Genomic DNA, 12,834 nt, shown 5'->3' with positions numbered 1-12,834 from the left:
TATAGACTTTTTTTGATTTGCCTCCTGTATGGATTTCACTCAAAAAATAATTATCTTATATAATTCAGGTAAATACTTCCTTTTAGTAATATTGATGCTGGTGCGACCACTGAGGAATCTTTACAATTCACGCCCGTTTTTTCTTAGAGGAGCGCAACGTGGAAAGGTTTGATGCCATTATTATAGGCGCTGGTGCGGCGGGTATGTTCTGTTCTGCGCTGGCAGGTCAGGCAGGACGCCGGGTTCTGCTGATCGATAATGGTAAAAAACCAGGGCGCAAAATCCTCATGTCTGGCGGTGGGCGCTGCAACTTTACCAATCTTTATGTCGAACCGGGCGCTTATCTGAGCCAGAATCCGCATTTTTGTAAGTCTGCACTCGCGCGTTTTACCCAGTGGGATTTCATTGATCTGGTCAATAAACACGGCATCGCCTGGCACGAGAAAACGTTAGGGCAACTCTTCTGCGATGACTCCGCGCAGCAGATTGTCGACATGCTGGTGGATGAGTGCGAGAAGGGCAATGTGACCTTCAGATTGCGTAGCGAAGTGCTGAGCGTGGAGAAGGATGATACAGGCTTCACGCTTGAACTGAACGGCATGACTGTCGGTTGCGAAAAGCTAGTCATCGCGACCGGTGGACTGTCAATGCCGGGGCTGGGCGCGTCGCCGTTTGGTTATAAGATTGCCGAACAATTTGGCCTCAACGTGCTGCCGACCCGCGCGGGTCTGGTGCCATTCACTCTGCATAAACCGTTGCTCGAAGAGTTACAGGTGCTGGCAGGCGTGGCGGTGCCTTCCGTGATTACCGCTGAAAACGGCACCGTTTTCCGTGAGAACTTACTCTTCACCCACCGCGGCTTATCTGGACCGGCGGTGTTGCAAATTTCCAGCTACTGGCAACCGGGTGAATTTGTCAGTATCAATCTGCTACCGGATGTGGACCTCGAAACCTTCCTGAATGAACAGCGTAATGCACATCCGAATCAGAGCCTGAAAAACACACTGGCGGTTCATCTACCGAAGCGGTTGGTTGAACGTTTACAACAACTCGGGCAAATCCCGGATGTTTCGCTAAAACAGCTCAACGTGCGTGACCAACAGGCACTGATTAGCACATTGACCGACTGGCGCGTACAACCCAACGGCACTGAAGGCTATCGCACTGCCGAAGTGACGCTCGGCGGCGTGGACACCAACGAACTCTCTTCACGGACGATGGAAGCGCGCAAAGTGCCTGGGCTGTACTTCATCGGCGAAGTGATGGACGTCACCGGCTGGCTGGGGGGCTATAACTTCCAGTGGGCGTGGTCGAGTGCATGGGCTTGTGCGCAGGATTTGATTGCAGCGAAGTCGTCCTGAGCTATTTCCTAAAGATGAAAATTATTAGAGTCGCATTAAAAATGAGCTAATTTTGATAGTGGTTATCTTGTGATTATTTTCTAATGAGCCTGTGAACTGAAACCCTCCATGCTTAATATAAGGTGGAAGGAAAGGTGATTAAAACTCCCCCAGTGGCCAGATCTTTATAAAATATGAACAGGTTGAAAAAATCAGCAACTTTGCTGTTTTTTTATACTTAACCACTATGCATTAATTCTGCGTTATTTCATGATACCTGAGAAAAACCAGCGTTACGCAAATGGTCAACGCTGGTTTTATCCGGTACGTTGCAATTATTTTTTAGCAGAACCTGCTTCTAATATTGAAACGATTGAGAACAACGTAAAGCATACCGCTCCCAAACCGACCAGAACCCGCGAAGGAATAAAATACCCTATGTCGGTCTGCGCCATTTCTGCAAGAAACGATGCCAGGAAAAGGCAAAACAGGCAGGTGAAGACGGGAATCATCGGTATTCTGTTGGCTAACGAACAGGTACGTCTCCAGACCAGTGCCAGTAGCCAGACTTTTGAGAATATGCTGTAACAGATCATTCCGAGGCAAATGAGGATAATGCCGGGAGCCAGTCGGGCGCTTGCATCGGAGCTGACTAACACGTATATGCCCTGCAGCACCGTGATTGAGCCGAGAATAATAACCCAATAACACCACAGCCAGTGTTCTTTGGATGAGAACGTATTACGTGTTTGATGGACAATTGTGGCAACAAGGCCAATTAGACAGGCACAGATTGCGGTTAACCCAAGCAATACGTGACCGGCGACATAATGCGGAGTTATGTCGGCACTACGTAACAGCGTAATAGACCAAATGAAACCGAGCAGGGTGAGTAAAACGGGAACGGCAATGAGGCAATTACCGATTAATGAAGAATAAGCCTGTACCGGTGTTCCATCGCTCTTGCTCCCTGCTGCGTTTTTGGGAATGAGCAGAAAGTGACCGGATGACGCTGCCACTGTCGATACACAGGCGGCAATCATACCAACGCCAAAAATAACATGGCCGGCAACAAACTCGTCTGCCATCACATCATTGCCTGCTAACAGTGCCCAACCCCATATCATGGTGATAATTGACCCCGCATAGCCAATAATGGGGAACAATGTATTGTAAAACGTATTAACGCCGCGCGTGAGCTGCGAAATGATAATAAATGCGGTAGTGAATAATGCCAGGCATATGGCTGCCAGGGAAATCAGCACATGACCCGCGACGAAATACTCACTTTGCCCAGAACTTTCCAGCACAAAGCCACCTAACGCGATACAAATTAAGCCCATAATTAAAGGGATTAATTTGAAAAGCCACCCGATATATATGTTCACTTTAAACTCCTCAGGTATCCCTGCTAATATTGAAATGTGCATTAATGATAATTTCAGCCTGTTAATACAATGACGAGATATCATTAAAGACAAATGCATAGCATAACTATAGCGGGATTTACTTTGCAGAGCGCTACTTTTCAGCGTTCAAAAGGCCATGGTAAATAAATATTTATCCTAAGATTAATTCTTATTCTGTTGTTTTTTACAATTATCTTCCAGGGAGGGATTCTTTTTCATTATTTGGTAAAAGACCGGATGGTATCGGTGCTTAAAATCATCGAACATATAAGTATTATTGCTTTGTATCATCGTAAAAATGTCTTTCAGACATGTGTCATTTATTTTGTTACTAACAAGTCAAAAATATCACGGGTTATTTATGAAAGTATTTCACAATATATTTAAGCACTTCTCTTCAAACCATCAAGATAAGCATTCAGATAAAGTTAACAGTCATCAACACCATGGCAATGTTGATAAAAAACATCGTTCAAAGATAGTTGAAATTGATAAGCTGGATAAACATTCGCAAATAGATAACGATTTTGGCCTGCATATCATCTATTTCCTGCAACATGGCTGCTGGAACGTAACTGAACATAGTCCTCAGATAGAAAAACTGTGGTTTTACAATAGTGAGCCATCTATAGATATTAAAGAATATAATAGTTTCGCCGATAATACTACTGACACGTTTATCTTTACAATTATACCAGACAATAACCATGTGATAAAATTATCGTCTCCCATTACCGTTACGATTGAGCGTAAGGACGGTTATTATTTTATTAATTTCTCCGGGGATAAATCAGACATAATTTATAAAGTTGATGGGTTTTCTATCATACCTGAAAATTTTTTTACTCTTCTTAGCGGTAATTTTAAAGCTGACTGGCGTTGGGCTGTCTCTAAAGAGACGTTTACTAAGGAAAAGTTTGATAGCTATGTTGAATCTGTTTTTTCAAAAATAGACTTTTATAAACAGTGTGGTGTGATTAACCCAAAAAATCCCAACACGGCTTATTTTGGCGATACAGATGGAAGAGTGGGCGCTGTACTTTATGCATTGCTCGTTTCAGGGCATATAGGCATCAGGGGAGAGGGGTGGAGTTTATTATGTCAATTATTAAAACACGAAGACATGGCGTCATTCGCATATGAAAATAAAAAATTGAAAAAACTCTTCACTTTATTAGATACGAGAGACATGATCTTGAATGAGTTGCATCAACATGTTTTTTTAAAAGGCGATGCGATTACCCCTTGTATCTTCCTTGGGGATCATACAGGCGATAGATTTAGTACTATTTTTGGTGATAAATATATCCTTACTTTGCTAAATTCTATGCGAAATATGGAGGGTAATAAAGATAGTCGTATAAATAAAAATGTTGTCGTTCTGGCTGGAAATCATGAAATCAATTTTAATGGTAACTATAGTGCACGACTAGCAAATCATAAACTCTCTTCCGGTGATACATATGACTTAATTAAAACGCTCGATGTTTGTAATTATGACTCAGAAACGAAAGTTTTAACCAGTCATCACGGAATAATAAGAAATGAAGAAAATGAATGTTATTGTCTAGGTGCTTTGCAGGTTCCATTTAATCAGATGAAAGACCCAATTGATCCTGAGGAATTAGCAAATATATTTAATAAAAAACATAAACAACACATGGATGATCGTCTTATCCATCTAATTAGAAGCAATGCTATAGCATCCACACCTGTATATGACAATTATTTTAATAACACTACTGCTTTCAGACCAAAACCTGAAGATATCTTCAAATGTGGACAGACGCTCAAAAAAAGTAAACAGAAATATGGCCATTATGGATTAGGGGTAGATCAGCATCAAAAAATTGATAATTATACCATGGGGCTAAATTCCTGGAAGATAGCACCTAACGAACGTGGTGATAAAAAAGGTGTCCCAGGGCTTAGTTGTTTTCAATCTCATTAAAACTCTATGAATACGGTGGTATATCTTTTTAATCCTGCCAGTATTTCATAGTTTTTCTTAATCGATTGTAGAGGCATATACTGATGACGCCTCTACAATCTTTAGGGACTTTCTCTACTATGAGATAAGAAATTTCATATTATGCTTTAAGGCTGAATGATTTGTGCAAAATATAATTATTTTCCCGTCGAACATGAGGTGTATGTCATAAGATTAAATGATAACTATGTATTCCTTGCGGTGAATTATATGAGGTAAAAGATGAAACTTAGAACTGTGGCAGGTACTAACGACAGTATAACGACTATCGCAACAAATGATATGGTGCAAGAGCATGTTACTAACTTCACTAAAGAACTGTTTGGGTATATTGCAAATGGTATAGGTGATGATATATCAAGTATTGCCAGGACAATGCTCGGTGAAGTTGTGGAAAAAATTGATGATTGGCAAATAGAACGTTTCCAACAATCTTTTCAAGATGACAAAATTTCATTTACCATAGAAACGAATCATTCAGAAAAATATAGTATGCTATCGGGCATGCGTGCCCATATTCTACGTAGGAATAATAGTTATCAGTTTATTGTGACAATTAATAGTAAAAATTACGGTTGCCCTCTTGATGATACCGATATTAATTGGTACAGCATTGTTTATTTACTTAATAATATGACAGTAAATGATAATGCTAATGATGTTGCAGTTACTGAGTCGTACAAACCCATCTGGAACTGGAAAATATCGCAATATAATGTATCTGATATTAAATTCGAAACAATTATAAAACCCCAGTTCGCTGACAGAATCTATTTCTCCAATTGTTCACCCGTTGATCCCACAAGTACCAGACCAACCTATTTTGGTGATACCGATGGCTCAGTCGGTGCAGTTTTGTACGCGCTTTTCGCAACGGGACATTTGGGAATTATGGCTGAAGGAGTAAATTTTCTTAGCCAGTTGCTTAATATAGAAGATGAAGTTCTCAACGTTTTATTAAGGGAAAAAATTAATGAGGAACTAGACATTAATGTTAATACAATAATCAGTATTCTGAACAGAAGAGATGTGGTTTTAGAAAGTTTTCAGCCATATTTAGTTATTAATCAGGGCGCAGTGACGCCATGTACGTTTCTGGGTGACCAAACCGGCGATCGATTTAGTAATATCTGTGGCGATCAATTTATCATCGATTTGTTAAAACGCATAATGAGTATTAATAAAAATGTTCATGTATTAGCTGGTAATCATGAAACGAATTGCAATGGTAACTATATGCAGAACTTCACGCGTATGAAACCACTTGATGAGGATACCTACGCTGGGATAAAAGATTATCCTGTATGTTTCTATGACCCCAAATACAAAATAATGGCAAATCATCATGGGATAACTTTTGATGATCAGCGAAAACGTTACATTATAGGACCGATAACAGTCTCTATTGATGAAATGACCAATGCTCTCGATCCGGTCGAATTAGCGGCAATTATTAATAAGAAGCATCATGCCATCATTAATGGTAAAAAGTTTAAAACTAGCCGGGCTATCTCTTGTCGATCCTTTAATCGTTATTTTTCTGTTTCGACAGATTACAGGCCTAAACTTGAAGCACTATTAGCATGCTCACAAATGTTAGGTATAAATCAAGTTGTTGCACATAACGGAAATGGTGGGAGAGAACGCATAGGTGAAACGGGGACAGTTTTAGGTCTTAACGCCCGTGACAGTAAACATGCTGGAAGAATGTTCAGCATGCATAATTGCCAAATTAACCCTGGTGCAGGGCCTGAGATAACCACTCCCTGGAAGTCTTACCAGCATGAAAAAAACAAAAATGGACTTATGCCTTTGATTAGAAGGCGCACAATGTTACAGCTCTGAACCATAGACAACATGAATATTAATGTTACTATCTGGTTGAGACTGTTGATAAAACGTAATAAGGAATGCTCTGTTCCTGCAACTGAACAGGCGTGAAACGCTATCCAACAGGATGGATACCGTTTTGTCAGCCAGTTTTATAGATCACACTTATGAGTATGCGTGTTTCATTTACGGCCAGGAATGCTGATGATGACAACATTACTACCCGTTTTCACTAAGCCTTCCACGTTGGCGCTCAATGCTCTGCGCGCTGGTCGTATTTGCCGTTTCCTTCTTATCCCGGATGGAAGAATCCGCTGAACGTCGTTCGGCGGCAGTTGTAACACGCGTCGTTTGATTACAGGGATTATGGCGGGTCGATTATGGATAAGAGTAAGCGCCATCTGGCGTGGTGGGTTGTCGGGTTACTGGCGGTGGCCGCTATCGTGGCGTGGTGGCTGTTGCGCCCGGCAGGTGTGCCGGAAGGTTTTGCCGTCAGTAATGGGCGCATTGAAGCGACGGAAGTGGATATCGCCAGTAAAATTGCCGGGCGTATCGACACCATTCTGGTGAAAGAAGGCCAGTTTGTTCGCGAAGGCGAAGTGCTGGCGAAGATGGATACTCGCGTGTTGCAGGAACAGCGACTGGAAGCCATCGCGCAAATCAAAGAGGCACAAAGCGCCATTGCCGCCGCGCAGGCTTTGCTGGAGCAACGGCAAAGCGAAACTCGTGCCGCACAGTCGCTGGTCAATCAACGCCAGGCCGAACTGGACTCCGTTGCCAAACGTCATACGCGTTCCCGCTCGCTCGCCCAACGAGGGGCTATTTCTGCGCAACAGCTGGATGACGACCGCGCCGCCGCTGAGAGCGCCCGAGCTGCGCTGGAATCAGCAAAAGCCCAGGTTTCGGCTTCTAAAGCCGCTATAGAAGCGGCACGCACCAATATCATTCAGGCGCAAACTCGCGTCGAAGCCGCGCAAGCCACTGAACGGCGTATTGCCGCAGATATCGATGACAGCGAACTGAAAGCCCCGCGTGACGGACGCGTGCAGTATCGGGTTGCCGAGCCAGGCGAAGTGCTGGCGGCAGGCGGTCGGGTGCTGAATATGGTCGATCTCAGCGACGTCTATATGACCTTCTTCCTGCCAACCGAACAGGCGGGCACGCTGAAACTGGGCGGTGAAGCCCGGCTGATCCTCGATGCCGCGCCAGATCTGCGTATTCCGGCGACCATCAGTTTTGTCGCCAGCGTCGCCCAGTTCACGCCAAAAACTGTCGAAACCAGCGATGAACGGCTGAAACTAATGTTCCGCGTCAAAGCGCGTATCCCACCGGAATTACTCCAGCAGCATCTGGAATATGTCAAAACCGGTTTGCCGGGCATAGCGTGGGTGCGGGTGAATGAAGAACTTCCGTGGCCTGACGACCTGGTGGTGAGGTTGCCGCAATGACGCATCTGGAACTGGTTCCCGTCCCGCCTGTCGCGCAACTGGCAGGCGTGAGCCAGCATTATGGAAAAACCGTTGCGCTGAACAATATCACTCTCGATATTCCGGCCCGCTGCATGGTCGGGCTGATTGGCCCGGACGGCGTCGGGAAGTCGAGCTTGTTGTCGTTGATTTCCGGTGCCCGCGTCATTGAGCAGGGCAATGTGATGGTGCTGGGCGGCGATATGCGCGACCCGAAGCATCGACGCGACGTTTGCCCGCGCATCGCCTGGATGCCGCAGGGGCTGGGCAAAAACCTCTACCACACCTTGTCGGTGTATGAAAACGTCGATTTTTTCGCCCGCCTGTTCGGTCACGACAAAGCGGAGCGGGAAGTGCGAATTAATGAGCTGCTGACCAGCACCGGGTTAGCACCGTTTCGCGATCGTCCTGCAGGTAAACTCTCCGGCGGGATGAAGCAAAAACTGGGGCTGTGCTGTGCGTTAATCCACGACCCGGAATTGTTGATTCTTGATGAGCCAACAACGGGGGTTGACCCGCTCTCCCGCGCCCAGTTCTGGGATCTGATCGACAGTATTCGCCAGCGGCAGAGCAATATGAGCGTGCTGGTCGCCACCGCCTACATGGAAGAGGCCGAACGCTTCGACTGGCTGGTAGCGATGAATGCCGGAGAAGTGCTGGCAACCGGCAGCGCCGAAGAGCTGCGGCAGCAAACGCAAAGCGCCACGCTGGAAGAAGCATTTATAAATCTGTTACCGCAAGCGCAACGCCAGGCGCATCAGGCGGTAGTGATCCCACCATATCAACCTGAAAACGCAGAGATTGCCATCGAAGCGCGCGATCTGACCATGCGTTTTGGTTCCTTCGTTGCCGTTGATCACGTCAATTTCCGCATTCCACGCGGGGAGATTTTTGGTTTTCTTGGTTCGAACGGCTGCGGTAAATCCACCACCATGAAAATGCTTACCGGATTGCTGCCCGCCAGCGAAGGTGAGGCGTGGCTGTTCGGGCAACCGGTTGATCCAAAAGATATCGATACTCGCCGTCGGGTGGGCTATATGTCGCAGGCGTTTTCGCTCTATAACGAACTCACCGTGCGGCAAAACCTGGAGTTACATGCCCGTTTGTTTCACATCCCGGAAGCGGAAATTCCCGCGCGAGTGGCTGAAATGAGCGAGCGGTTTAAGCTCAACGACGTTGAAGATGTTCTGCCGGAGTCATTACCGCTCGGCATTCGCCAGCGGCTTTCGCTGGCGGTGGCGGTGATTCATCGCCCGGAGATGTTAATCCTCGATGAGCCTACTTCTGGTGTCGATCCGGTGGCGAGGGATATGTTCTGGCAGTTGATGGTCGATCTCTCGCGCCAGGACAAAGTGACTATCTTCATCTCCACCCACTTTATGAACGAAGCGGAACGTTGCGACCGTATCTCACTGATGCACGCCGGAAAAGTGCTCGCCAGCGGTACACCGCAGGAACTGGTTGAGAAACGCGGAGCCGCCAGTCTGGAAGAGGCATTTATCGCCTATTTGCAGGAAGCGGCAGGGCAGAGCAGCGAAGCCGAAGCGCCGCCCGTGGTACACGACGCCACCCACGCGCCGCGTCAGGGATTTAGCCTGCGCCGTCTGTTTAGCTACAGCCGCCGCGAAGCGCTGGAACTGCGGCGCGATCCGGTACGTTCGACGCTGGCGCTGATGGGAACGGTGATCCTGATGCTGATAATGGGTTACGGCATCAGTATGGATGTGGAAAACCTGCGCTTTGCGGTGCTCGACCGCGACCAGACCGTCAGTAGCCAGGCGTGGACGCTCAATCTCTCCGGTTCCCGTTACTTTATCGAACAGCCGCCGCTCACCAGTTATGACGAGCTTGATCGTCGGATGCGTGCGGGCGATATCACGGTGGCGATTGAGATCCCTCCCAATTTCGGGCGCGATATCGCGCGTGGTACGCCTGTGGAACTCGGTGTCTGGATTGACGGTGCGATGCCGAGCCGTGCCGAAACGGTAAAAGGTTACGTGCAGGCCATGCACCAGAGCTGGCTACAGGATGTGGCGAGCCGACAATCCACACCCTCCAGCCAAAGCGGGCTGATGAACATTGAGACGCGCTATCGCTATAACCCGGACGTAAAAAGCCTGCCAGCGATTGTTCCGGCGGTGATCCCGCTTCTGCTGATGATGATTCCGTCAATGCTAAGCGCCCTTAGCGTGGTGCGGGAAAAAGAGTTGGGGTCGATTATCAACCTTTACGTGACTCCCACCACCCGTAGCGAATTTTTGCTTGGCAAACAGCTGCCGTACATTGCGCTGGGGATGCTGAACTTTTTCCTGCTCTGCGGCCTGTCGGTGTTTGTGTTTGGCGTACCGCATAAAGGCAGTTTCCTGACGCTCACCCTGGCGGCGCTGCTGTATATCATCATTGCCACCGGAATGGGGCTGCTGATCTCCACCTTTATGAAAAGCCAGATTGCCGCCATTTTCGGTACGGCGATTATCACGTTGATCCCGGCGACACAGTTTTCCGGGATGATCGATCCGGTAGCTTCGCTGGAAGGTCCAGGACGTTGGATCGGCGAGGTTTACCCGACCAGTCATTTTCTGACTATCGCCCGCGGGACGTTCTCGAAAGCGCTGGATCTGACTGATTTGTGGCAACTTTTTATCCCGCTGCTGATAGCCATACCGCTGGTGATGGGCTTAAGCATCCTGCTGCTGAAAAAACAGGAGGGATGATGCGCCATTTACGTAATATTTTTAATCTGGGTATCAAAGAGTTGCGCAGTCTGCTCGGTGATAAAGCGATGCTGACGCTGATTGTCTTCTCGTTTACGGTATCGGTGTATTCGTCAGCGACCGTTACGCCAGGATCGTTGAACCTCGCGCCGATCTCTATTGCCGATATGGATCAATCGCAGCTGTCGAACCGGATCGTTAACAGCTTCTATCGCCCGTGGTTTTTGCCACCGGAGATGATCACCGCCGATGAGATGGATGCCGGACTGGACGCCGGGCGTTATACCTTTGCGATAAATATTCCGCCTAATTTTCAGCGTGATGTCCTCGCCGGACGCCAGCCAGATATTCAGGTGAACGTCGATGCCACGCGCATGAGCCAGGCATTCACTGGCAACGGTTATATCCAGAATATTATCAACGGTGAAGTGAACAGCTTTGTCGCGCGCTACCGTGATAATAGCGAACCGTTGGTATCGCTGGAAACCCGGATGCGCTTTAACCCGAACCTCGATCCCGCGTGGTTTGGCGGGGTGATGGCGATCATCAACAACATTACCATGCTGGCGATTGTGCTGACCGGATCGGCGCTGATCCGCGAGCGCGAACACGGCACGGTGGAACACTTACTGGTGATGCCGATAACGCCGTTTGAGATCATGATGGCGAAGGTCTGGTCGATGGGGTTGGTGGTGCTGGTGGTGTCGGGATTATCGCTGGTACTGATGGTGAAAGGCGTGCTGGGCGTACCGATTGAAGGCTCGATCCCGCTGTTTATGCTGGGCGTGGCGCTCAGTCTGTTTGCCACTACGTCGATCGGCATTTTTATGGGGACGATAGCGCGTTCAATGCCGCAACTGGGGCTGCTGGTGATTCTGGTGCTGCTACCGCTGCAAATGCTTTCCGGTGGATCCACGCCGCGCGAAAGTATGCCGCAGACGGTGCAGGACATTATGCTGACCATGCCGACGACACACTTTGTCAGCCTCGCGCAGGCCATTCTCTACCGTGGTGCCGGATTCGAAATCGTCTGGCCGCAGTTCCTGACGCTGATGGCAATTGGCGGCGCATTTTTCACTATCGCGCTGCTGCGATTCAGGAAGACGATTGGGACAATGGCGTAAATACAGTTGCCCGATGCGTAAGCTTATAGGGTCTACGCATCGGTACAATTTATTGAATTGTAGTTGTTTTACGCCGCATCCGGCGAGGATTTACTTAACCAACCGATGCCCCTCATTCATCATCAGGATTTTGCTATACACATCTTCCTCGACGGCGTTTTTTGCTGATGCCATCACTCGTGCCAGATTCGCCTCGTTGTGATTATTCACATACGCTTTGCCGACGGCGGTGATAAACGCTTTGCGCAGATCGCTGGCGATATTTACTTTAGCGACGCGATAATTAACAAAGCTGCGCAATATCTCCGGGGCGATACCGGAGCCGCCGTGAATAACCAGCGGCACCGGGCAGACTTCGGCAATGCGCTTCAGCAGGGGGATATCGATCCGCGGTATATCGTCCAGACCATGTACGTTGCCAATAGAAACTGCCAGCATGTCGCAACCGGTGCGCTCGACAAAGGTCTTCACCTTTTCCGGTTCCGTTTTGCAATCGGCTTCGCTGACGTGATCATCTTCTTTGCCGAGAATCGCCCCCAGCTCCGCTTCAACCGGTACGCCATAGGATTTACAGAAATCGACAGCTTCCTGGGTGAAAGCGATATTCTCTTCAAAAGAGAATGCGGCACCGTCAATCATGACCGAGGTAAAGCCCGCGCGCACCGCCTGTTTAACATCCTCCTGAGTTTTCCCGTGATCCAGATGAAGACTGACCGGAACATCCATTTTATCGGCGTGACGTTTCACGATTTCATAAATGTAATCGTATCCCGAGAGTTGTGCATTGGTGGGCGCAATCTGAATGAAGTTAGGCAATCCCGAACGCTCAATAGCGTTTAAAATTGAAATTGTCGTCTCCAGATTGGTGGTATTAAACGCGCCCGCTAATACCCGTTTTTCCTGAATGCGGTCGAGCAGTATCCGTCCATTAACTAATGGCATTTGAAAACCTCATCTTTTA

9 protein-coding genes are annotated in these 12,834 nt (G+C 47.6%); 7 read left to right on the top strand and 2 right to left on the bottom strand.

Annotation, left to right across the window (positions count from 1 at the left end):
• Positions 1 to 158: 158 nt before the first annotated feature.
• Positions 159 to 1,361: a BaiN/RdsA family NAD(P)/FAD-dependent oxidoreductase gene (locus G434_RS10910; protein WP_000439188.1), complete on the top strand. Its 1,203-nt coding sequence runs from the start codon at positions 159 to 161 to the stop codon at positions 1,359 to 1,361.
• 314 nt (positions 1,362 to 1,675) lie between these two features.
• Here G434_RS10910 and G434_RS10915 read toward each other — a convergent pair whose 3' ends face one another.
• Complete coding sequence (locus G434_RS10915) at positions 1,676 to 2,728, bottom strand: DUF2776 domain-containing protein (RefSeq protein WP_001028899.1); 1,053 nt, start codon at positions 2,726 to 2,728, stop codon at positions 1,676 to 1,678.
• A 382-nt stretch (positions 2,729 to 3,110) separates the two neighbouring features.
• On the opposite strand from G434_RS10915, the gene G434_RS10920 reads away from it, so the two are divergent.
• The 6 genes from G434_RS10920 (at position 3,111) to G434_RS10940 (ending at position 11,873) form a co-directional block, all read left to right on the top strand.
• Positions 3,111 to 4,700: a DUF4049 domain-containing protein gene (locus G434_RS10920; RefSeq protein ID WP_000862327.1), complete on the top strand. Its 1,590-nt coding sequence runs from the start codon at positions 3,111 to 3,113 to the stop codon at positions 4,698 to 4,700.
• A gap of 261 nt (positions 4,701 to 4,961) precedes the next feature.
• Positions 4,962 to 6,584 carry a DUF4049 domain-containing protein gene (locus G434_RS10925; protein ID WP_001322916.1) on the top strand — a complete coding sequence of 541 codons (1,623 nt, stop codon included), beginning with the start codon at positions 4,962 to 4,964 and terminating at the stop codon, positions 6,582 to 6,584.
• Positions 6,585 to 6,773: 189 nt separating this feature from the next.
• On the top strand, positions 6,774 to 6,887 hold the full coding sequence (gene yhiY / locus G434_RS30495) for a protein YhiY (RefSeq protein WP_001315057.1): 114 nt from the start codon (positions 6,774 to 6,776) through the stop codon (positions 6,885 to 6,887).
• A gap of 62 nt (positions 6,888 to 6,949) precedes the next feature.
• Positions 6,950 to 8,017 (top strand): HlyD family secretion protein, encoded by a 1,068-nt coding sequence (locus tag G434_RS10930; protein WP_000361480.1) that lies wholly within the window; start codon positions 6,950 to 6,952, stop codon positions 8,015 to 8,017.
• Complete coding sequence (gene rbbA, locus G434_RS10935; RefSeq protein WP_000149141.1) at positions 8,014 to 10,749, top strand: ribosome-associated ATPase/putative transporter RbbA; 2,736 nt, start codon at positions 8,014 to 8,016, stop codon at positions 10,747 to 10,749. The genes G434_RS10930 and rbbA overlap by 4 nt, the downstream gene beginning before the upstream one ends.
• Entirely contained in the window at positions 10,749 to 11,873 is a 1,125-nt protein-coding gene (locus G434_RS10940; RefSeq protein WP_001309820.1) for an ABC transporter permease, read from the top strand. Before rbbA ends, G434_RS10940 begins: the two co-directional genes overlap by 1 nt.
• A gap of 90 nt (positions 11,874 to 11,963) precedes the next feature.
• On the opposite strand, the gene G434_RS10945 is transcribed toward G434_RS10940, so the two are convergent.
• Positions 11,964 to 12,815: a class II aldolase gene (locus tag G434_RS10945; RefSeq protein WP_001131787.1), complete on the bottom strand. Its 852-nt coding sequence runs from the start codon at positions 12,813 to 12,815 to the stop codon at positions 11,964 to 11,966.
• Positions 12,816 to 12,834 lie beyond the last annotated feature (19 nt).

The organism is Escherichia sp. KTE172 (assembly GCF_000408845.1).
GTDB lineage: Bacteria > Pseudomonadota > Gammaproteobacteria > Enterobacterales > Enterobacteriaceae > Escherichia > Escherichia coli.
The sequence above is the reverse complement of the archived record's forward strand: the minus strand, read 5'-3'. Positions and strand labels throughout refer to the sequence as shown.

Bases quoted from the DNA above. Each gene is read 5' to 3' on its own strand.
- rbbA (WP_000149141.1), top strand. From the start codon at position 8,014: ATGACGCATCTGGAACTGGTTCCCGTCCCGCCTGTCGCGCAACTGGCA.
- G434_RS10945 (WP_001131787.1), bottom strand. From the start codon at position 12,815: ATGCCATTAGTTAATGGACGGATACTGCTCGACCGCATTCAGGAAAAA.
- G434_RS10940 (WP_001309820.1), top strand. From the start codon at position 10,749: ATGCGCCATTTACGTAATATTTTTAATCTGGGTATCAAAGAGTTGCGC.
- yhiY (WP_001315057.1), top strand. From the start codon at position 6,774: ATGATGACAACATTACTACCCGTTTTCACTAAGCCTTCCACGTTGGCG.
- G434_RS10925 (WP_001322916.1), top strand. From the start codon at position 4,962: ATGAAACTTAGAACTGTGGCAGGTACTAACGACAGTATAACGACTATC.
- G434_RS10920 (WP_000862327.1), top strand. From the start codon at position 3,111: ATGAAAGTATTTCACAATATATTTAAGCACTTCTCTTCAAACCATCAA.
- G434_RS10930 (WP_000361480.1), top strand. From the start codon at position 6,950: ATGGATAAGAGTAAGCGCCATCTGGCGTGGTGGGTTGTCGGGTTACTG.